Annotated in this window: 16 protein-coding genes; 14 read left to right on the plus strand and 2 right to left on the minus strand. The window is 60.2% G+C overall.

All coding sequences use genetic code 11. From position 1 onward, the window contains the following. The first annotated feature begins 28 nt into the window (after nt 1-28). Together J5Y17_RS03695 and J5Y17_RS03700 are read left to right on the plus strand one after the other, a co-directional pair. Nucleotides 29-2,515 carry an ATP-dependent helicase gene (locus J5Y17_RS03695; RefSeq protein WP_219783853.1) on the plus strand — a complete coding sequence of 829 codons (2,487 nt, stop codon included), beginning with the start codon at nt 29-31 and terminating at the stop codon, nt 2,513-2,515. Nucleotides 2,516-2,597: 82 nt separating this feature from the next. Further along, the gene (locus J5Y17_RS03700) at nt 2,598-3,755 is read left to right on the plus strand and encodes a Hint domain-containing protein (RefSeq protein WP_219783854.1); all 1,158 of its coding nucleotides are present in this window, start codon (nt 2,598-2,600) and stop codon (nt 3,753-3,755) included. A 442-nt stretch (nt 3,756-4,197) separates the two neighbouring features. Here the strand turns inward: J5Y17_RS03700 and J5Y17_RS03705 are convergent, their stop codons facing one another. Next, nucleotides 4,198-4,413, minus strand: coding sequence for a DUF1127 domain-containing protein (locus tag J5Y17_RS03705; protein ID WP_219783855.1), 216 nt, complete (start codon nt 4,411-4,413; stop codon nt 4,198-4,200). A gap of 389 nt (nt 4,414-4,802) precedes the next feature. Here J5Y17_RS03705 and J5Y17_RS03710 point away from each other — a divergent pair, with 389 nt between their 5' ends. From J5Y17_RS03710 to murD, 11 genes are all read left to right on the plus strand, one after another. Further along, nucleotides 4,803-5,894, plus strand: a complete 1,092-nt coding sequence (locus tag J5Y17_RS03710; protein WP_219783856.1) for an Mrp/NBP35 family ATP-binding protein — start codon at nt 4,803-4,805, stop codon at nt 5,892-5,894. 235 nt (nt 5,895-6,129) lie between these two features. Beyond that, a complete protein-coding gene (locus J5Y17_RS03715; RefSeq protein WP_219783857.1) occupies nt 6,130-6,546 on the plus strand; it encodes a universal stress protein in 417 nt (138 codons plus the stop codon). Between the two features lie 97 nt (nt 6,547-6,643). Continuing rightward, nucleotides 6,644-8,257 (plus strand): BCCT family transporter, encoded by a 1,614-nt coding sequence (locus J5Y17_RS03720; RefSeq protein WP_219783858.1) that lies wholly within the window; start codon nt 6,644-6,646, stop codon nt 8,255-8,257. A 696-nt stretch (nt 8,258-8,953) separates the two neighbouring features. Then, nucleotides 8,954-9,445 (plus strand): division/cell wall cluster transcriptional repressor MraZ, encoded by a 492-nt coding sequence (gene mraZ / locus J5Y17_RS03725; RefSeq protein ID WP_255571865.1) that lies wholly within the window; start codon nt 8,954-8,956, stop codon nt 9,443-9,445. Nucleotide 9,446: 1 nt separating this feature from the next. Beyond that, entirely contained in the window at nt 9,447-10,436 is a 990-nt protein-coding gene (gene rsmH / locus J5Y17_RS03730) for a 16S rRNA (cytosine(1402)-N(4))-methyltransferase RsmH (RefSeq protein WP_219783860.1), read from the plus strand. Nucleotides 10,437-10,438: 2 nt separating this feature from the next. Beyond that, nucleotides 10,439-10,810: a cell division protein FtsL gene (locus J5Y17_RS03735; RefSeq protein WP_219783861.1), complete on the plus strand. Its 372-nt coding sequence runs from the start codon at nt 10,439-10,441 to the stop codon at nt 10,808-10,810. Next, the gene (locus J5Y17_RS03740) at nt 10,807-12,609 is read left to right on the plus strand and encodes a penicillin-binding protein 2 (protein WP_219783862.1); all 1,803 of its coding nucleotides are present in this window, start codon (nt 10,807-10,809) and stop codon (nt 12,607-12,609) included. Before J5Y17_RS03735 ends, J5Y17_RS03740 begins: the two co-directional genes overlap by 4 nt. 25 nt (nt 12,610-12,634) lie before the next feature. After that, nucleotides 12,635-14,107: a UDP-N-acetylmuramoyl-L-alanyl-D-glutamate--2,6-diaminopimelate ligase gene (locus J5Y17_RS03745; protein ID WP_219783863.1), complete on the plus strand. Its 1,473-nt coding sequence runs from the start codon at nt 12,635-12,637 to the stop codon at nt 14,105-14,107. Beyond that, the gene (gene murF / locus J5Y17_RS03750) at nt 14,104-15,504 is read left to right on the plus strand and encodes a UDP-N-acetylmuramoyl-tripeptide--D-alanyl-D-alanine ligase (RefSeq protein WP_219783864.1); all 1,401 of its coding nucleotides are present in this window, start codon (nt 14,104-14,106) and stop codon (nt 15,502-15,504) included. Before J5Y17_RS03745 ends, murF begins: the two co-directional genes overlap by 4 nt. A 36-nt stretch (nt 15,505-15,540) precedes the next feature. Further along, entirely contained in the window at nt 15,541-16,623 is a 1,083-nt protein-coding gene (mraY, locus tag J5Y17_RS03755) for a phospho-N-acetylmuramoyl-pentapeptide-transferase (protein ID WP_219783865.1), read from the plus strand. A gap of 59 nt (nt 16,624-16,682) precedes the next feature. Further along, nucleotides 16,683-18,080 (plus strand): UDP-N-acetylmuramoyl-L-alanine--D-glutamate ligase, encoded by a 1,398-nt coding sequence (murD, locus tag J5Y17_RS03760; RefSeq protein WP_219783866.1) that lies wholly within the window; start codon nt 16,683-16,685, stop codon nt 18,078-18,080. Here the strand turns inward: murD and J5Y17_RS03765 are convergent. Continuing rightward, a complete protein-coding gene (locus J5Y17_RS03765; protein WP_219783867.1) occupies nt 18,077-19,453 on the minus strand; it encodes an SLC13 family permease in 1,377 nt (458 codons plus the stop codon). The two genes, murD and J5Y17_RS03765, sit on opposite strands and share 4 nt — an antisense overlap. A 96-nt stretch (nt 19,454-19,549) precedes the next feature. Between J5Y17_RS03765 and J5Y17_RS03770 the strand changes: the two genes are divergently transcribed. After that, a complete protein-coding gene (locus J5Y17_RS03770) occupies nt 19,550-20,344 on the plus strand; it encodes a helix-turn-helix transcriptional regulator (protein WP_219783868.1) in 795 nt (264 codons plus the stop codon). The last annotated feature ends 212 nt before the right edge of the window (nt 20,345-20,556 follow it).

Raw genomic sequence — 20,556 nt, forward strand, 5'->3', positions numbered from 1 at the left:
CGGCGCGGCTCTTATGTATCCTGCCCTCATGAGCAGTTTCAATGAAGACGACGCCTTCGAGGCGGCGGTACAGCCCCAACGTCCTTCCCTCTCCCAGCTCGCGATGCAAGGCGCGCGCGAGGCCGCCTTTGGCGCGCCCGACACGTCGTATCTCGACACGCTGAACGACGCGCAGCGCGAGGCGGTGGAGACCCTCGATGGGCCTGTCCTGATGCTCGCGGGGGCGGGGACGGGGAAGACCAAGGCGCTGACGGCCCGTATCGCGCATCTCTTGAACACTGGCCGCGCGCAGCCGCGCGAAATCCTCGCCGTGACCTTCACCAACAAGGCCGCGCGGGAGATGAAGAGCCGTGTCGCCGGGCTGATGGGGATGGAGCTTGAGGGCATGCCCTGGCTCGGCACCTTCCACTCGGTCTGCGTCAAGCTTTTGCGTCGCCACGCCGAGCTTGTCGGGCTCAAGTCGAACTTCACCATTCTGGACACGGATGACTCGATCCGATTGCTCAAACAGCTGATCTCAGCGGCGGGCATTGATGAGAAGCGCTGGCCCGCGCGCCAGCTCTCCGGCATGATCGACAATTGGAAGAATCGCGCCCTCACACCCTCTGCCGTGTCTGGCGGAGAAGGCAGTGAATTCAATGGTATGGGCGTCAAACTTTATGCACAATATCAAGAGCGCCTGACAACGCTGAACGCCGTCGATTTCGGTGATCTTCTGCTGCATATGGTGGTGATTTTTCAGAAACACCCGGACCTCTTGGAGCAGTATCAGCGCTGGTTCAAATACATCCTCGTGGACGAGTATCAGGACACGAACGTCGCGCAATATCTCTGGCTCAGGCTCTTGGCCGGCGGGCATAAGAACATCTGTTGCGTTGGCGATGATGACCAGTCGATCTACGGCTGGCGCGGCGCTGAAGTGGGCAACATCCTGCGGTTCGAAAAGGATTTTCCCGGCGCCAAAGTCGTGCGCCTTGAACAGAATTACCGCTCCACGCCCCACATCCTCGCCGCCGCCTCGTCGGTGATTGCGGGCAACCGGGATCGTCTCGGCAAGGAGCTTTGGACCTCGGAGACCGAGGGCGAATTGGTGCGTCTCATCGGCCATTGGGATGGCGAGGAAGAGGCGCGTTGGGTCGGCGAAGAGATCGAGGCGCTGCATGGCGGCACACGGTCGCGCCTGCGCAAGTACTCCCTCGATGACATGGCCATACTGGTCCGCGCCTCGCATCAAATGCGCGCTTTCGAGGATCGGTTCCTCTCCATCGGACTGCCGTATCGCGTGATCGGCGGGCCTCGATTTTACGAGCGGATGGAGATCCGCGATGCCATGGCCTATTTCCGCATCGTCACCCAGCCGGAGGACGATCTGGCCTTTGAACGCATCATCAACACACCGAAACGCGGGGTGGGCGACAAGGCGCTGCAAGAGATCCAAATGTGCGCCCGCCGCCATGGCGTGCCGCTTTTGGAGGCGGCGGGGATTGCCGTGGAAGAGGGGCTTTTGAAGGGCAAGGCCAAGTCGGGTGTCGCGCAACTGGTCGCTGACATCGCGCGGTGGTCGTCGCTCAACGTCCAACAGATTCGCTATGGCGTCGAGGACGAAGACGCACTGGTGGAAGACGTCGCTTATGACCCCGCCGAGATCGGCCATATCGAATTGGCGGAGAAAATTCTCGACGAGAGCGGCTACACCACCATGTGGCAGAACGACAAGACGCCGGAGGCGCCGGGGCGGCTTGAGAACCTTAAGGAACTCGTCAAGGCCCTGGAGCAATTCGACAACCTCGCCGGGTTCCTCGAACACGTCGCACTGATCATGGACAATGACAGCGGTGAAGACGGCGAGAAGGTCACGATCATGACACTGCACGGCGCCAAGGGGCTTGAGTTCCCGGTCGTATTCCTGCCCGGCTGGGAAGAGGGGTTGTTCCCGTCGCAGCGCTCTATGGATGAAAACGGCACCAAGGGCCTCGAGGAAGAGCGCCGTCTGGCCTACGTCGGCATCACCCGCGCCGAGGAGCTTTGCACGATTTCCTTCGCAGCAAACCGTCGGGTCTATGGACAATGGCAATCGCAGTTGGCCTCGCGGTTCATTGATGAATTGCCGCCTGAGCATGTCGATATTTTGACGCCCAACGGCCTTTATGGTGCGCAGGGCAATATGGGCGGTGGCATGGCCAGAGATCGGTCGCTGGACGATTATGCGCAGACCTCAGCCACGCGTTTCAACGAACGTGCCTCCAAAGCCGATGTCTACAATTCTCCGGGCTGGAAACGGATGCAGGAGCGCACCATGCGGGCTGGCACGCCGCGCGCGCCTGTCACCCTCGATCTGAAAGCTAGCGCCTCTTTCACGCTGGGCGACCGAGTGTTCCACAAGAAGTTCGGCTATGGCGAAGTCATGGAAATCGAGGGTGAAAACCTGACGGTGGAGTTTGATCACTCGGGCACGAAAAAGCTCAAAGCAGGCTTTGTGATGCCCGCAGATCAAGCGGGCGACGTTCCATTCTGACGTCGGTTATGTGGCATTTTACGGGCAATTAAGAAGTTTCGGGTAGGCTCAGGTCAGTTTGAAATCCTGAGATATGTGCCCGATGCCCATCACAATCGAAGCCCTCGACAGCCAGTTTGCGACCGCGACCGGTTCGAATGTGAATTCGGGGCCGGGGACCTCGCAATTCGATTATCCGCCGACCTCGACCAGTGGGTTGATCATCGAATCCCAACCGGGAGATGACAGCCCCTATATCTTTTCGCCAGGTGACACCTACACGCTGACTTTTGCTGGACAGGGCGGTGATACGATTGAAAACGCCACCGTGGTGCGCTCCGACTATATCGATGTCAATGGCGACACAGGCTACGCCGTTGTCTTCGAGGGGTACAACAGCAATGGCGAACTGGTTCAGGTCGTGTGGACGCCGGAATTCGATCTCGAAAGTTGGTATTGGGACAACTTCGATGCGGGGCAATCGCCGGGGTTCTACAATACCGATCAATCTGCCGCGACCACCTATCAGGCAGTGTGTTTTGAGGCCTCGATGCCGATTGACACGCCCTCGGGGCCGCGCGCCGTCGGGGAGTTGAGGCCGGGTGATACGGTGGTCACGCTAGATCACGGGGTGCAGCCGATCCTTTGGGTGGCGGCGCGGCAGGTGCGCGGATGGGGGCGTCATGCGCCGGTGATTTTTGCGCCCGGCAGTTTTGACAATCCGGAGCCAGTGGTCCTGAGCCAGCAACACCGCATCTTGCTCGATTTGCCGACCAAGGGGATGCATCCGGCAGGGCGACAGCTTTTGGTCCCGGCGGTTTCCTTTGTTGATGGCAAATATGTCCGGGTGCGGCCACGCGATGAGATCACCTATGTGCATCTCTTGCTTGAGGATCACGGGTTGGTCTCTTGTCACGGGATCGCCTGTGAAAGTCTTTATCTCGGGCAAGTGGCGCGTGATGTGTTGGGGGGCGTTGCTGGCTATGCGCCGGGAGGGATCGCGGCCGGGTCGATCGAGAGTTTTCTGGATCTCTTTGCGGGGCATAAGGCGCAACAACCAGCGCGGCCGCTTCTGTCGCCGCGCGAAGGGCAGGCGTTGCTGCATCGTCTGGCCGGTCTGCCGGAGCGCAAACCTGCAATGCTCATGAAGCGGGGGCGGCAAGGTCAGCAGCCCTATCATCTGGACGCGATGAAATATCCCGGTGCGCCCGGATTGCGCGGCCTGCCGGCCTTCGAGCGCATTCTGGAGCTTGCGGCCTAACGCGCCGACCCTGATTTTCGAACTGATAAACTCTGGTCGCGACGTTGCATCGTCAGCGCGTTTCCTCATGCCTGAACAAAAAAACACCCGCGTCCAGGGAGGAGGAGAGGACGCGGGTGCTCTTGCATCGGACCACGAGGGAGGAGGAGTGGGTCCGTATCAGAAAGAAATGCGGCGGTGTCAGGGAGGAGGAAGACACCGCCGCCTTCAGTCACGATCCCTCAGGGAGGAGGAAGAGAGATCGGATCTCTAGGGCTAGGCCCCGTATTGGTGCGACGATGCAAGGGAGGAGGAAGCATCGTCGCTCTGGTCTTCAAGGTCCCAGGGAGGAGGAGAGGGACCCCGAATTCCGGTATCTGGTGCGGCAGCGCCAGGGAGGAGGAGAGGCGCCGCCGCAGGTATCAGGGCCTCAGGGAGGAGGAGGAGGCCGTGATGAGTATTCTTATTTGCCGTAAGCGGCTTCGTAGGCCACGGCGTTGATCGAGGCACGGGACATGCCGAGATCGTTGAGGTCGCGGTCGCTCAGGCCGGACAGCTCAAGCACCGTTTCACGATAGACGCGGTAACGTGCGAAGCGTTCGCCGAGTGCTTTGAACAGACCGCCGAAAGAAGCGGAGGAAGCCGTTGCGGCACTGTTGATGTCGTTTGCGTAAGCCATGTGACTCTAACCTTAGATATGCGTTCGGACGTTGGTCCGCTTGATGCGCCGCCGCTTACTCCCTTCGGGCTTCTGCCGGTCTTCGGTCCAACTCCGCGTCGTTTTAGCGAGGTCTTTTCGAAGCGAACCGCTTGCTGCGGTCGAAGGTGCATGCCTTGGCTGCTGTTGAACCTAATATTGTGGAATTGCTGCGATTGCACAATCCGTCCAATCGGCATTGCCGCTATGCAGAATATGCATGAGTAGTCCTGACCTATTTTGCATGGCTCCCAAAAACGGCCTGAAATGGCAGGGGGTGTGCTGGATTGAATGCTGGAAATAGGTCAGTAAACCCCCTATTTCGTGGGCAAAGCCGATGAAATCGTCGAAAAACTGAAAGGGGGGACCCTATGTCCGTCACGCAAGATCAAATCATGGCTGAGCTGCGCAAAGTGGCCTTGCCCGGGGGCTCGAATCTGGTGGAGGCAGACCTTGTGCGTGCATTGACGCTACGTCAGGGGGCGGTCAGTTTCGTGATCGAAGCGCCGGATGCCGCCACTGCTCAGGCCTGGGGGCAGGTCGAATCGCAGGCGAAAGCGGTGCTCGAGGCGCTCGATGGGGTCGAGAAAGTCTCCATCGTCATGACGGCTCATGGTCCTTCGGCGCCGAAACCGGCGCCTGCCGCCGGAAGTGAACCGCCGAGTCTCAAGATTGGGCGTCATCCGACCCCGCAACAGGGCAAGCAAGGCGTGCCGGGCGTCAAACACATCATCGCCATCGCTTCGGGCAAGGGCGGGGTGGGCAAATCCACCGTGTCTGCCAACCTCGCCGTGGCGCTGGCCCGTCAGGGGCGCAAGGTCGGTCTTTTGGATGCCGACATCTACGGCCCGTCGCAGCCGCGCATGATGGGGGTGAACAAGCGCCCGGCTTCACCGGATGGCCAAACCATTGAGCCGCTGCACGCTCACGGCGTCACGCTCATGTCCATCGGCTTCATGATTCCCGATGGCGAGGCGGTTGTATGGCGCGGGCCGATGCTGATGGGCGCGATGCAGCAGATGCTGGGGCAGGTGGCCTGGGGAGAGTTGGATGTCCTTCTGATCGACATGCCGCCGGGCACGGGCGATGTTCAGCTCACTCTGGGCCAGAAGACCGAGCTCACCGGCGCTCTCGTCGTGTCAACGCCGCAAGACGTGGCGCTGATCGACGCGCGGCGTGGCATTTCGATGTTCGAAAAGCTGAAAGTGCCGGTGCTGGGGCTCATTGAGAACATGTCCACTTATGTTTGTCCGAATTGCGGCCATGAGGACCATATCTTCGGTCATGGCGGTGTCGCGCAGGAGGCAGACAAGCTCGGCGTGCCGCTTTTGGCGGAGTTGCCGCTTGCGATCGAGGCGCGTTTGGCGGGCGACAACGGAACGCCCGTGGCAGCAGGCGACAGTCCCCTAGCGGCGCCCTACATGGCGCTTGCCCAGCGGCTCGTGGAGAGTGGTGTCGCCTGACGCCCAGCTTGAAAAAGACAGTGAAGACAATCTCTTTCGCGCCCTCGCATGTCGGGGGCGCGTTTTTGTTTTCGGGGCTGTTGTTTGCAAATCCGGGCCGCTCTCGGTATCGTGAGGGTGCTAAGTGGTTTTTTGCCACTGCATTTCAGAACGCTCCGCGTCGCAGTCGCGATGCGTCTTGCCGAAAGGATCTCGACGGGCCGGCAAGCCCGCTAAATCATCCGGAAAGGACGATATGTTTACCAAAATCCTGGTCCCTGTGGACCTTGCACATGCAGACAAGCTGAGCCGCGCGCTGGACGCGGCGGCGGATTTTGCACTGCATTATAAAGCTGCTGTCACCTATGTCGGTGTGACGGCGGAGACCCCTGGCTCGCTGGGGCATAATCCAAAAGAATATGCGGAACGATTGGCGCAATTCGCGCAGGAGCAGGGCAAACGCCACGGCTTCGAGGTCGAAACTCGTGCGGTGGTCAGTCACGATCCCGCGGTCGATCTCGACAAATCTCTGGCCAGGGCGGTCAAAGAGGCGGGGGCTGATCTGGTGGTCATGGCCACCCATGTTCCCAATGTCGCCGATCATTTCTGGCCGTCCCATGGCGGCAAACTTGCGTCCCATACTGACGCTTCCGTGTTTCTCGTGCGGGGCTGAGCCGCACTGACGTCACATCATTGATCGCGCCTCCGCATCGCGCGGGTGAGGCATGGCATGTGGCGCAAGGTGACACCAAATTCCAAGGAGTATTTCCATGAGCGATGACGGCATTCCTGCCCCAGAGGGCGACGCCGCTTTGATTGAGACCGATTATGAAATCGGTCAGGACAATATCACAACAACCGTCGGGCCCTTTGGGCTTGATGTTCACAATCCGGTCTTTCTGATCTCCGGTCTGTCCATCGTGGTCTTCGTCTTGCTGACGCTTGCGTTGCAGGAACAGGCGGGCGCGATTTTTACCCAGTTGCGCGATTGGCTGACCTCGACCTTTGACTGGTTTTTCCTTTTGGCAGGCAATATTTTCGTGTTGTTCTGTCTGTTCCTGATCGTCTCGCCCTACGGCAAGGTGCGCATCGGGGGCATGGAGGCCACGCCCGACTATAGTTATCGCGGTTGGTTCGCGATGCTTTTTGCCGCCGGGATGGGCATCGGGCTGATGTTCTATGGCGTCTCTGAACCGATCTCTCATTATTCCTCTTCCTTTGCTGACACGGCAGGAACGCCCGAAAGCTGGGCGCCGCTGGCCGGTGCGCCGGGGGATGCGGAGGCTGCGCGCCGTCTCGGCATGGCGGCGACGATTTTCCACTGGGCGTTGCACCCTTGGGCGATTTACGCCGTGGTGGCGCTCTCTTTGGCGCTGTTCTCCTTTAATAAGGGGCTGCCCCTGACAGTGCGCTCTGTGTTCTACCCGATCTTTGGCGAACGCATCTGGGGCTGGCCGGGTCATATCATCGACATTCTGGCGGTCTTCGCGACGCTCTTCGGACTGGCGACTTCGCTGGGCTTCGGTGCGGAACAGGCCAATGCGGGCCTCAATCACCTCTTTGGCATTCCCGTCAACGATGTATCGAAGGTGATCCTGATCGGTATCATCACCTGTTTTGCGCTCCTGTCCGTTGTGGCCGGGCTTGATGCCGGTGTGAAACGTCTCTCCGAGATCAACATGGGGCTGGCGGCCTTGCTGTTGCTCTTTGTGATCATTGTTGGGCCGACGATGGCGATCCTCACCGGGTTCTTCGCCAATCTGAAAGCTTATGTTGTCGATCTTCCAGCGCTCTCCAACCCGTTCGGCCGGTCAGACGATAACTTCCGCCAAGGTTGGACCGCCTTCTATTGGGCGTGGTGGATTTCCTGGTCCCCGTTCGTGGGCATGTTCATCGCACGCGTGTCGCGTGGCCGGACCGTGCGCGAGTTCCTGATTGCCGTGCTGATCGTTCCCATGCTGGTCTCTGTCCTGTGGATGACGGCTTTTGGTGGCACCGCGATCAGCCAGATCGTCAACGATGGCTACACGGCAGTGACCGAAGCGGCGCTGGAGTTGAAACTCTTTGCCATGCTCGAAGCGTTGCCGTTGAAGGAAATCACCTCCTTCATCGCGATCATTCTGGTCATCGTTTTCTTTGTCACCTCCTCGGACTCCGGCTCACTGGTGATTGATACGATCACGGCAGGGGGCAAGGTCGACGCGCCTGTGCCGCAACGTGTGTTCTGGGCCAGCTTCGAAGGTCTCGTTGCCATTGCGCTTCTGCTGGGCGGTGGCCTCGGCGCGCTTCAGGCGATGGCGGTCTCGACTGGCTTTCCATTCACCATCGTGCTTTTGCTGGCGTGCTATGCCACATGGCGCGGGCTGCGGTCTGAGCCCCGCTGAGGTCCTCGTGCAATCCTAAGTTAAAGGGGCCTTCGGGCCCCTTTTTTGCGCCCGACACTTGCGTCACGGGATGCCATGGTACCGAGTGGGGAGGGTGTCATGGAACTTCACGGGAATTCTGGGATTTTATGGTCTCCTCTGCGCTATCTGGTCTGTTGCGAATCACTTCTGCGCATAAGCCTGTGGATAACTCCGTGGATTGCTTTGAGTTTTGGCTGTGCGGTGAATAATTTCGGGAATGTCGGGTGGGAATTATTGGCGCTATATGTGGTTTATTGGTGTAAAATTTTTACTATATGTGCTCTCATTTTCGTGAGGTGGAGCTTCTACACCTTGAGTTGGACATCCCTGTGGAACAAGATGTTGGGGCTGTGTAGAAAAAATCCATTGATTACCATGAATTCCCATAGCATAGTGGGTTCATCCGGTGAGTTGGATATGAGCGGCGCATTCAAGACCGCGAAAAAAAGACCATAAGTCAGGTTCATACAGGCATCCTCTCTCACCAGAACAATGAGATCCGGCGCGCGAGCGAGCAGACATCCCCCCAGGTGGCGCGTGCAGTCCGGACAACCCGTATATCGGGACGAGGGCGGCGGATTGAGCAGTGGCAGCAGCTCATCCGCCGTTTCGCTTAAAAGGCCCTGCGCAACTTCGCGGGGCAGGGACAGGTAAAGGAGCGCCCCGGTGGTCGGGATGTTTATCGGCGAACACACCTTCAAGGTGGACGGAAAGGGGCGCGTGTCGATCCCCGCCGATTTTCGTCGTGAACTCGAACTGGGTGATCCTCTGGCCGCTGAGACCGGCCGTCCCCGCATGGTCATCGTTTATGGCCACGACAAACAGAAACAGCTGATCGTCCACACTTACGAGGGCTACCGGGCCTTGGCCGCCGACATCGCGCGCCTGCCGCGTGGCTCGGAAAAGCGCAAGATCATGGAGCGCATGATCCTCAACCGCGCGCGTCCGACCGAAGTGGACAATGATGGTCGTCTGGTTTTGCCGCAACCGCTGCGTGACAAGATCAATCTGGACGGCGTGGCCTATTTTGCCGGCATGGGTGAAACTTTCGAGATTTGGAAGCCGGAGACCCACGAGGCGGTGGATGCCGCGATTTCCGGCAAATGGCTGGAAGAGCAGGGCGAGGATTTCGATCCTTTGAGCCTGCTGGATGATTTGGAGGTCTGAGATGGCCTCAGATGATACAAAACCCCACATTCCGGTCCTGCTGAACCCGTTGTTGCGGGAATGTGCGCCGATCACGGGCCGCTGGCTCGATGGCACTTTCGGGGCTGGCGGTTATACCAAGGGTCTGATTGCAGAGGGGGCCGATCACGTCACTGGCGTCGATCGCGATCCTCTTGCACATGACATGGCCGCCACTTGGATCAACGAGCCCCCTTATAAAGGCAAGATCGACCTCGTGCTCGGCACCTTCGGTGAGATGGATCAATATGCTTCCGGTCTCGACGGCGTAGTGCTTGACCTTGGCGTGTCTTCGATGCAGCTCGATCAGGCTGAGCGTGGCTTTTCCTTTATGAAAGACGGGCCTCTGGATATGCGCATGTCGCAGGACGGCCTGTCGGCGGCGGATTTCGTCAATACGGCGGATGAGGCGGAGATCGCCGAGGTGCTATTTCACTACGGTGAGGAAAAACAATCGCGCAAAATCGCGCGCGCCATCGTCAAGGATCGCGTCGAAAAGGCGCCGTTCACCACGACCTTGCAGCTCGCCAATCTGATCGAACGCCTGTTGCCGCGTAAAAAGCCGGGTCAAAGCCACCCGGCGACCCGCACTTTTCAGGCCATCCGCATCGCTGTGAACGACGAATTCGGGCAACTTATCGAAGGGCTCGAGGCGGCTGAACGCGCGCTCAAACCGGGCGGGCAACTGGCGGTGGTGAGCTTTCATTCGCTTGAAGACCGCGTGGTCAAACGCTTTTTCCAAGCAAGGGCCTCGACGGGAGGTGGCGGGTCGCGCTATGCTCCTGAACAAGAGGTGAAAACACCCGGTTTCGAGCAGCTCTCCAAAGCCATCGGTCCCGATGCGGACGAGCTAGAATTGAACCCGCGCGCGCGGTCTGCGCGTTTGCGGGTCGGTCGGCGGACCGCTGCTCCTTTTGAGGCGGTGGACCGGGCGGCGATGGGGTTGCCGAAACCAGTCCTGAGGCGAGATTAACGATGCGTGGGTTCTATATTATTGTGGCAAGTCTGGTGGTTATGGGGTTGGGCTTTTGGGCCTACCAGGAAAACTACGCCACCCAGCGCGTGCTGAAAAAAGTCAGCCAACTTCAGCGCGAGATCGGTCATCAGCGCGAAGAACTGGCTGTTTTGAAGGCCGAATGGGCCTATCTCAACCGCCCGGATCGTCTGCGCGATCTGGCGGAGATCAACTTTGACCGTCTGGGTCTTTTGCCGTTTCAGCCCGAACAATTCGGACGCGTCGATCAGGTGGCCTTCCCGCAAGAGGAAGATCTGATCCTCGAGTTGTCCGAGACCTATGATGTGGTTGGCTCGCTGGAGGCGATTGACGCCGGAGAAGGTGAAGAATGACGATCCGCACACCACTCCGCCCGCTCGCCCGCGTGTTGCAAGCCCGGCAAAAGGGCGAAAACCCGGACGCCATCGAGCGCGAAAACCTGCGCCTGCGTCACGAGGAAATGCGCGACCGCTCCCGCCTTCGGGCCGAGGGGCGGCTTTTGGTCTTGGGGCTGTGTTTTGTCTCGGCCTTTGTTGTCGTCGGCGCCCGCATGGGGCAGGTCTCTGCCACCGTCCCCGAGGAGCCGCAGGCCGCCGCTTCTGGCACGCCGATCCTTGCACAACGCGCCGACATCGTGGACCGCAACGGGCGCATTCTGGCGACCAACCGCGTGACCAATTCGCTCTACGCACAGCCGCAGGAAATGATCGATCCGATCCACGCCGCCGAAGAATTGGTGAGGATTTTCCCCGATCTCGACCGCGAACGCCTGATCCGCGACTTCACCGGCAAGCGTAAATTCCTCTGGATCAAGAAAAAGATCGCCCCTGAGCAGCAGCAGGCCGTGCATGACATCGGTGAGCCGGGCCTGTTGTTTGGCCCGCGCGAAGAGCGTCTCTATCCGAACGGTATGCTGGCTGCCCATGTTTTGGGCGGGACCAAGTTTGGTCGCGAAGGTGTGATGAGCGCCGAGATTGTCGGCCAGTCCGGCATTGAGAAACAGATGGACACCTATCTGCGCGACCCGGCCAATGGCGACAAACCGCTGCAACTGTCGATCGACATGACGGTTCAGACCACCATTCGCGAAGTCCTGTGGGGCGGGATGCGGATGTTGAACGCCAAAGGCGCCGCCGCCGTCATGATGGATGTGAACACGGGTGAGATCATCTCTCTCGTGTCGCTGCCGGATTTCGACCCGAACTCGCGCCCCGAGTTTTTCGAGGGCAAGGACCCGAGCAACAACCCGCGTTTCAACCGCGCGGTGCAGGGCGTCTATGAACTTGGCTCGACCTTCAAGATTTTCGCCGCTGCTCAGGCGATGGAGTTGGGTCTGGCCGGTCCCGACACCCTGATCCCTGCCACGCCGCCGTTTCGTTGGGGAAAGTTCTCTATTGGCGAATTCGAAGGTCACAACTACGGCCCGAACCTCAGCCTGACGGGGATGATCGTTAAATCCTCCAACGTCGCCACCGCTCATATTGCCCAGCAAATCGGCGTCGAGCGCCAGCAGGCCTTCTTGAAATCCTTGGGCTTTTTTGAGCCCGTGCCGGTGGAGCTGTCCGAGGCGCCTTCCGGCAAACCGCTTTTGCCGCCGAAATGGTCTGAGCTGTCGACTTTGACCATCGGCTATGGTCACGGACTTTCGGCCTCGCCGCTGCATCTGGCGACCGCTTACGCCTCGCTGTTGAATGGCGGCACGCAGGTCACGCCGACGCTGATCAAACGCGATGGTTTTGTGCCGAAAGGCCCGCGTGTCGTGCGCGAAGAGGTCTCGAGAGCGTCCCGCGCCATGCTGCGTGAGGTGGTGTCGAGCCCCGAAGGCACTGCGTCTTTCGCCGAGGTGCCCGGCTATCAGGTTGGCGGCAAAACCGGCACGGCAGACAAACCGCGCCCTCAAGGCGGCTATTATCCGGACAAGACGATCAACACCTTTGCCTCGGTCTTTCCGGCGGACAACCCGAAATATGTGCTGATCCTGACCATGGATGAGGCGGTCGAGACCTCCGGGCCGAAACCGCGCCGCACGGCCGGTTGGACCGCCGTTCCGGTGGCTGGCGAGGTGATCCGCCGCACAGCACCGCTCTTGGGATTGCGGCCCGAGATTGAATCCCCCTCCCAAGCTGCGGTAACACTGACCGCGACACAGTGAACGGACATACGAAAGAGGCGCGGTCATGATGAAATCTCTATCGGAGCTGGGATTGACCGCGCAAAGCGGCGGTGAGACCCAGATCACTGGGCTCTCCGTCGACAGCCGCCGGGTTGAGCCCGGCCATTTGTTTGCAGCCCTCCCCGGTGCGCATGCCCACGGCGCCTCCTTCGTGCCGATGGCGCTCACTATGGGGGCGAAAGCCATCCTGACCGACCCCGAAGGTGCGCGCATGGCCGCCGAGGCAATTGCCGAACATCGCCCGTCCGTTGTGGTGGTCGAAGACCCGCGTCAGGCTTTGGCCTATGCCGCCGCGCTGTTTTACGGCGCGCAACCTGATGTCATGGTCGCCGTCACCGGCACCAATGGCAAAACCTCGGTTGCGACCTTCACCCGCCAGATTTGGCAACTTCTGGGCGTTCAGGCGATCAACATCGGCACCACCGGCGTCGAGGGCGATTGGCAGGCGCCAAGCCCGCACACCACGCCGGAACCGATCACGTTGCATGGCATGTTGTCCGAGGCCGCGCGCGCGGGCGTGTCTCACGGCGCTATGGAGGCCAGCTCACATGGGTTGGCACAACGGCGTCTAGACGGGGTCGAACTGACCGCTGCCGCCTTTACCAATTTCACCCAAGACCACCTCGACTATCACGCCACCTTCGAAGCCTATTTTGCCGCCAAGGCTGGGCTTTTCACTCGCGTGTTGCCCGAAGATGGCGTGGCCGTCATCAACATCGACGACGCCAAGGGAATGGAGCTCGAGGGGCTTTGCGCCGAACGTGGCATCGACGTGATGCGCGTGGGGCGTTCGGAGGCGTCAGATCTGCGGATCGTCGGCCAGCGGTTCGACGCGACTGGCCAAGACCTGCGCATTGATTTCGTCGGCAATATCTACCAGATCCGCCTCGATCTCATTGGCGGGTTTCAGGCCGAAAACGTCATGGCCGCCGCGGGTCTTGTCATGGCTTCAGGCGCCGATCCCGAAGAGGTGTTTTCCTGTCTGCCGGAACTGACCGGCGTGCGCGGGCGGATGGAGCATGCCGCGACGCGCGACAATGGCGCGGCTGTGTTTGTTGACTATGCCCACACGCCTGATGCCGTTGCCACCGCGATCAAGGCGCTGCGTCCGCATGTCATGGGCCGCATCATCGCCATTGTCGGCGCGGGTGGGGATCGTGACAAGACGAAGCGCCCGCTGATGGGGCAGGCCGCGGCGGAAAACGCCGATCTGGTGATCGTGACAGATGACAATCCGCGTTCTGAAGACCCGGCCTCGATCCGGGCCGAGGTTCTGGCGGGTGCCCCCGAGGCGATCGAAGTGGGTGATCGGGCCGAAGCCATCTTGCGCGGCGTCGATGCGCTGCAACCGGGCGATGCTTTGCTGATCTGCGGCAAGGGGCATGAGAGCGGACAGGTGATCGGCGACGATGTGTTCCCGTTCGACGATGTGGAACAGGCCTCGATGGCGGTTTCCGCATTGGATGGCGCGCTATGAGGCTTTGGACATCTGATGAAGCCGCGCAGGCGACCGGTGGACGTGTGACGCAAGCGTTTGAGATCACGGGCGTGTCCATTGACACGCGCACGATCCAGCCGGGTGATTTGTTCGTTGCGTTGAAAGACATCCGCGACGGTCACGACTTCGTCGGGCAGGCTTTGGAAAAAGGTGCGGCGGCGGCTTTGGTGTCGCGCATTCCCGAGGGCGTGGCAGAAGATGCGCCGCTGTTGATTGTGGACGATGTGCTGCCCGCTTTGGAACGCCTCGGCGCCGCCGCGCGGGCGCGCGTTGAGGGCAAGGTCATCGGCGTTACCGGATCGGTCGGCAAAACCTCGACCAAGGAAATGCTGCGCGCGATCCTTTCCGAGCAGGGCAAGACCCATGCCGCAGAGGCCAGCTACAACAACCATTGGGGCGTGCCTTTGACGCTCGCCCGCATGCCCAAAGACACAGATTTCGCCGTGATCGAGATCGGCATGAACCACCCCGGCGAGATCGCGCCTTTGGCCGAACTTGCGCGCCCGGATGTGGCGATGATCACCACGGTCGCGCCCGCGCATATGGCGGCCTTTGAAAGCCTCGAAGGCATTGCGCGTGAAAAAGCCGATATTTTCAAAGGACTTGTGCCGGGGGGGGTGGCGGTCTTCAACGGTGATCTCGATGTGAATGATATTCTGGCTGGGGGTTGGGACGGGGACACCATCCGATTTGGCGAAGACGAAACCTGTGCCGCGCGGCTCATGTCCGTAGAGCTGGAAGACGGCTCGACGCGGGGCGTGGCGGTGATCGACACGGATCATGTCGATTTCACGCTTTCCACCGCCGGGCGGCATTTCGCGGCCAATGCAGTGGGCTGTCTCGCGGTCGCCTATGCTCTGGGTGCGGATGTCGCGAAGGCCGCCCGAGATCTCACGCTCTGGGCGCCGCCCGAGGGGCGTGGCGCGCGCGAAACCGTATCTTTGCCCGTTGGCGCGCCGGTCGAGTTGATTGACGATGCCTTTAACGCAAACCCGACCTCCATGGCCGCCGCTCTTGAGGTGTTGGCCAAGGCACAACCCCATGACACCGGTCGCCGGATCGCTATTCTCGGCGATATGTTGGAGCTGGGCGAAAAGGAAAACGCGATCCATGAGGGGCTTGCGGCCCTGCCGTGGTTCGCCACCGTCGATGCGGTGCATTGTGTCGGACCCTTGATGCGGTCGCTTTACGACGTCTTGCCCGAGGGACGCCGCGGGGAGTGGTTCGACACGGCCAAAGAAGCGGTTCCGGCACTGTCGGCGCTGATCGGGCCGGGCGATGTCGTGCTTGTGAAAGGCTCCAAAGGATCGAAAGTCAGCCTTCTGGTTGACGCGCTGCGGGAATTGGGACAAGTGCCACAGCACTCTGACGAATAAGTGCCGCAGCACACGGATGAAAGGTAAATTGAGCGCATGTTGTATTGGATTTCGGGCCTCTCCGACGGTGGGGACTTTTTCAACCTGTTTCGCTACATCACCATGCGTTCGGGCGGGGCGTTTTTCACGGCTTTGATCTTCGCGATGTTCTTTGGCCGCCCGCTGATCGACCTGTTGCGCCGTCGTCAGGGCAAGGGCCAGCCGATCCGCGATGACGGCCCCGAAACCCATTTCGCGAAAGCTGGCACGCCCACGATGGGCGGCTTGCTGATCCTGACCGCTTTGCTGGTCTCGACGCTGCTCTGGGCGCGGCTTGATAACCCTTACGTCTGGATCGTGATGTTCGTGACCTTTGGCTACGGGCTGATCGGCTTTGCCGACGACTACGCCAAAGTGTCGAAATCCAACACCAAAGGCGTGTCGAGCAAGGTGCGGCTTTTGCTGGGTTTTGTGATCGCTTTGATCGCCTCCGTCTGGTCCACCATGGTGCACCCGGAAGAGCTGCAATTCCAACTGGCCCTGCCGGTGTTCAAGGATTTGCTCATCAATCTCTGGTGGTTCTTCATTCCCTTCGCGATGATCGTCATCGTGGGGGCCGCCAATGCAGTGAACCTTACCGATGGTCTCGATGGTTTGGCGATCATGCCGGTGATGATCGCCGCCGGAACTTTGGGCGCGATTGCCTATGTCGTCGGCCGTGTCGACTTCACCGACTATCTGGGCCTGCACTATGTGCCCGGCACCGGCGAAATCCTTGTCTTTACGGCTGCTTTGATCGGCGGTGGCCTCGGGTTCCTGTGGTTCAACGCGCCGCCCGCGGCCGTCTTTATGGGCGACACCGGGTCTTTGGCCTTGGGCGGCTCCTTGGGGGCGATTGCAGTGGCGACGAAACACGAGATCGTTCTGGCCATCGTGGGCGGTTTGTTTGTCGTCGAGGCCCTGTCCGTCATCATTCAGGTGCTGTACTTCAAACGCACCGGCAAACGCGTCTTCCTCATGGCGCCGATCCATCACCATTACGAGAAAAAAGGCTGGTCCGAGCCGACCATCGTGATCCGGTTCTGGATCATCTCTCTGGTACTGGCTTTGATTGGTCTGGCGACGCTGAAACTGCGCTAAAATGAGAGGGGGCCATGGCCCCCTTTTTTGAGTATTTGGACAGCAAAGGAGCGAGCGCGATGATCCCTGTGCTCGGATACGAAGGTCAAAAAGTGGCGGTTCTGGGCCTTGGGCGCTCCGGTCTCGCAACGGCGAAAGCCTTGGAGGCCGGTGGGGCCGAGGCTTTGTGCTGGGACGACTCTGTCGAGGCGCGGGACCGGGCTGCGGCTGAGGGGTTCACCATTCACGATCTGCACAAAGCGGGCGCCTTCGAGGGCGTGGCCTGTCTCGTCGTCTCGCCCGGCATTCCGCATCTCTACCCTGAGCCGAACAAGGTGATCGCGCTCGCTTGGGACGCAGGCGTGCCGGTCGACAATGACATCGGGCTGTTCTTTCGCTCTTTGGGTCAAGGCGATTGGATGGAGCATGACACGCCGCCGCGCGTGATCACAGTGACCGGGTCGAACGGCAAATCCACCACTTCGGCGCTGATCCATCACATCTTTGAAGAGAACGGCACGCCGTGTCAGTTGGCGGGCAATATCGGGCGTGGGGTGTTGGACATCGAGCCACCTGAGGAGGGCGAGGTGATCGTGCTGGAGCTGTCCTCCTATCAGACCGATCTGGCCCGCGCTTTGACGCCCGATGTGGCGGTGTTCACCAATCTCTCGCCCGATCATCTGGACCGTCACGGCGGCATGGGCGGCTATTTCGCGGCCAAGCGGCGGCTGTTTGCCGAGGGCGGGCCGGACCGTGCCGTGATCGGTGTGGACGAGAAAGAGGGACGCTATCTGGCGAACCAATTGGTCGAATGCCCTGAGGATCTGCGGCTTATCCGCGTGTCCTCGGGACAGAAACTCGCTGGACCGGGGTGGAACATCTTCGCGCGCAAAGGTTTCCTGTCGGAGTATCGCAAGGGCAAGCAGACCGCTTCGATCGACTTGCGCGAGATGGATGGGCTGCCTGGTGCACACAACCACCAAAATGCCTGCGCCGCCTATGCCGCCGCCCGCGCGCTGAACCTCTCGCCGAAGAGCATCGAAGCCGCTTTGCGCAGCTTCAAAGGCCTCCCGCACCGTTCTCAGCTCGTGCGTGAGTTGAACGGTGTGCGCTATGTGAATGACTCGAAAGCCACCAATGTGGACGCCGCCGCGAAGGCGCTTCAGGCCTTTCCCCGCATCCGTTGGATCGCAGGCGGGCTTGGCAAGGATGGTGGGATTGAGGATTTGAAACCCTTCCTCGGCGCGGTGTCGAAAGCATATCTCATCGGCTTTTCGGCCCGCGATTTCGCGCTTCAGATCGGTGACACGCCCTATGAGATTTGCGAAACCATGGAACTCGCCGTCGCCAAAGCCGCGGCTGAGGCCGAGGAGGGCGAGACCGTGCTTTTGGCCCCTGCCGCCGCGTCCTTTGACCAGTTCCCGAATTTCGAGAAACGCGGCGAGTCCTTTGCGGCAGAGGTCGAAAAGCTGGGTTAGATCCAGCCCAAAGCCAGCCACCACAGGTAGTCGAGCGGGATGAAGACGAGGAACGTGAGCGCTGCCATCGAGAGTGTCATCTTCATCAGGTGGCGGCTGCTTTCGCCCGCAAGCCCCATGGCGACAATCAGAGGTCCGACTTGGTAGGGGAAGATCACGGTCGAAAACCCAATGACCTGTGTCATCAAGACGGCTTCCAGAGAGAACCCTGTGGCTTGTGACAGCTCCTCGGCCAGAGGAGTCAAAACGGCGGGGACGCCCGGCATGGTGGTGAAGACGGAGGTCAGCGCGCCCAAGGTGGAGAGCGAAACGAAGTTCAGGAAATCACGGCCCTCTGAGAGAGGCAGGAGGCCGACCACCTGATGGGCAATGATCGTCCCGAGGCCCGAACTGTTGACCACCGCGCCAAGAGCCAAGGCACCGGAGACAAAGAGCAGCATGCCGAAATCGACCGCACCTTTGAACACGTGCGGCGGCACGAGGCCCAGACGTGGCACCAACAAGACGAGTGTTGTCGCGAGGCCGATCCATGCGGCGTTGATGTGGTGCAACTGGTCGGTGGCCCAGAACCCCACGGTGACCAGAAGGATCGCCATCAACAGGAGCTGCTTACGCGACGCGTGCGGAGTGTCTTTGGCAACTTCGATTTGAACGGGTGCGACCCTGGCCGGGAAGAAATAGAGCGTCAACAGCACCAGAGCGATGGATTTGACCACACCCAGCACCGGGTAGTGCAGCAAGAGGTAATCGGCATAGGAAAACTCCAGACCGAAGACCTTGTCGGCCATGCCCGAGAGAATGATGTTCGGAATGTTCGACGGCAAGATCGCGAAGCTGGGCATATTGGTGCCAAAGGCGATGATGACCGCGACACCTATCCGGCCTTTAGAGCCTTTCTCAAGCCCCAGCATATCCGACAGCGCCATGCCTACCGGCACCAGAACGGCGGAGCGGCCCAAGGATGAGGGCATGACAAAGCCCAAGGCCATGCCAATCACCATCAACCCACCAATGAGCATTGGGTAGCTTTTCGACAAATGCGGGCGGGCGATTTCCCCGATCTTGGCGCCAAGGCCAGAATGCGTGATCGCGGCCCCGATGACAAAGCCCGCGATGATCAACCACATCGCGGTGGAGGTGAAGCCGGAAAACACCACATCGGGGGCGGCCAGACCGGGCAGCAGGAGTGTTGTGAAAAAGAACAAGGAGGCGAGGTAGCCGGGCACGAGGCCCGTCGCCCAAAGGCCTAAAGTGACCAGCACGATGGCGAAGATCAGGGCTTGGTTCGCGGCGAAGATGGCGGGAATAAAAATGGCGATCGCCAGCGCGATGAGAGTGATGACCGCAAGGACGGCTTCTCTGAAATAGGTCATGGGCATTCCTGCGCTTATGAATGGCGCGCTGGCGTCGGCGGGCGCGGTTATTGAAAAAATGTAGAAAAAATGTCGGATAGGCGGTAGATCGACATTATGCCAAAACATGTCGAATATCTGCCAAATCCAGACGCGCCGCCCACAGGGATTGGGTTTGACCTCACGCCGGGGCGTCCGGTGATCGCTCGGCGTGAAGAGTTTCACGGTGGCTATGCCGTGGAGCCGCACAGCCATCCGCGCGCGCAATTGGCCATGTGTTACAACGGCGTAATGCGGTTGCAGGCGGGCGAAGATGTCTGGATCATCCCGCATAAACACGCGATCTGGATTCCGCCCGATGTCGAACATCAGCTCAGCACGCAATCTGCCGTTCTGACCCATCACCTCTACGTCGCGCCGTCTTATGTGACCCGCGCCGGGCTGCCGCAAGAGATGACTGTGCTGCGCACCTCGCCTCTGTTGCGGGGCGTGGTGGAGCGGATGGTTGAGGGCGGATTGACGCGGGCGGAGGTGCGGCGACTGGCCTGGGTGGCTCTGGACGAGATTGGTAGGTTGAGGCCCGCAGCGATGCACCTGCCGGGTGGGCGCGATCCACGTCTGGTGGCAGCGATGGGGATATTCTTGCGCCATCCGGAAGAGCGACGGGGGCTTTCAGAGATTGCCCATGAGGTGGGGACCTCGGAACGGACCTTGGCTCGGCTTTTTGTGACGGAAACCGGCAAGACCTTTCGCGACTGGCGCGCGCGGCGTCGGATTTTGTTCGCACTCGAGCGGCTGGAGCAGGGCGAAAGCAGCACCGATCTGGCGGCGCATCTGGGCTATTCCAGCCCCTCGGCCTTTATCGCCGCTTTCAAACGCGATTTGGGCGCGCCGCCCTCGGCGTTTCGGTGAAGCGGTTACTTTTGATGGTTTTTCATAGAAGCCAGACCCCAGACGTAGCCGACCGGAAACATGAAACAAGGGAGCCAAGTTGAAAGAGCTGAATAGCGCCGCGACTCGACCCACCAGTCGGGGCGAAAAATTAGCAAATAGAGCGCAAACGCTTCCAAACTCAAACATAATGCGGTGAAAGATCGGACTTGCTTAGGTCTTTCGCGCAGTGC

The organism is Celeribacter sp. PS-C1 (assembly GCF_019429625.1).
Taxonomy (GTDB): Bacteria; Pseudomonadota; Alphaproteobacteria; order Rhodobacterales; family Rhodobacteraceae; genus Celeribacter.

What these genes read in the sequence shown, in the direction of transcription:
- J5Y17_RS03695 (WP_219783853.1), top strand. Translation starts at nt 29, where the DNA reads ATGAGCAGTTTCAATGAAGACGACGCCTTCGAGGCGGCGGTACAGCCC.
- J5Y17_RS03700 (WP_219783854.1), top strand. Translation starts at nt 2,598, where the DNA reads ATGCCCATCACAATCGAAGCCCTCGACAGCCAGTTTGCGACCGCGACC.
- J5Y17_RS03705 (WP_219783855.1), bottom strand. Translation starts at nt 4,413, where the DNA reads ATGGCTTACGCAAACGACATCAACAGTGCCGCAACGGCTTCCTCCGCT.
- J5Y17_RS03710 (WP_219783856.1), top strand. Translation starts at nt 4,803, where the DNA reads ATGTCCGTCACGCAAGATCAAATCATGGCTGAGCTGCGCAAAGTGGCC.
- J5Y17_RS03715 (WP_219783857.1), top strand. Translation starts at nt 6,130, where the DNA reads ATGTTTACCAAAATCCTGGTCCCTGTGGACCTTGCACATGCAGACAAG.
- J5Y17_RS03720 (WP_219783858.1), top strand. Translation starts at nt 6,644, where the DNA reads ATGAGCGATGACGGCATTCCTGCCCCAGAGGGCGACGCCGCTTTGATT.
- mraZ (WP_255571865.1), top strand. Translation starts at nt 8,954, where the DNA reads ATGTTTATCGGCGAACACACCTTCAAGGTGGACGGAAAGGGGCGCGTG.
- rsmH (WP_219783860.1), top strand. Translation starts at nt 9,447, where the DNA reads ATGGCCTCAGATGATACAAAACCCCACATTCCGGTCCTGCTGAACCCG.
- J5Y17_RS03735 (WP_219783861.1), top strand. Translation starts at nt 10,439, where the DNA reads ATGCGTGGGTTCTATATTATTGTGGCAAGTCTGGTGGTTATGGGGTTG.
- J5Y17_RS03740 (WP_219783862.1), top strand. Translation starts at nt 10,807, where the DNA reads ATGACGATCCGCACACCACTCCGCCCGCTCGCCCGCGTGTTGCAAGCC.
- J5Y17_RS03745 (WP_219783863.1), top strand. Translation starts at nt 12,635, where the DNA reads ATGATGAAATCTCTATCGGAGCTGGGATTGACCGCGCAAAGCGGCGGT.
- murF (WP_219783864.1), top strand. Translation starts at nt 14,104, where the DNA reads ATGAGGCTTTGGACATCTGATGAAGCCGCGCAGGCGACCGGTGGACGT.
- mraY (WP_219783865.1), top strand. Translation starts at nt 15,541, where the DNA reads ATGTTGTATTGGATTTCGGGCCTCTCCGACGGTGGGGACTTTTTCAAC.
- murD (WP_219783866.1), top strand. Translation starts at nt 16,683, where the DNA reads ATGATCCCTGTGCTCGGATACGAAGGTCAAAAAGTGGCGGTTCTGGGC.
- J5Y17_RS03765 (WP_219783867.1), bottom strand. Translation starts at nt 19,453, where the DNA reads ATGACCTATTTCAGAGAAGCCGTCCTTGCGGTCATCACTCTCATCGCG.
- J5Y17_RS03770 (WP_219783868.1), top strand. Translation starts at nt 19,550, where the DNA reads ATGCCAAAACATGTCGAATATCTGCCAAATCCAGACGCGCCGCCCACA.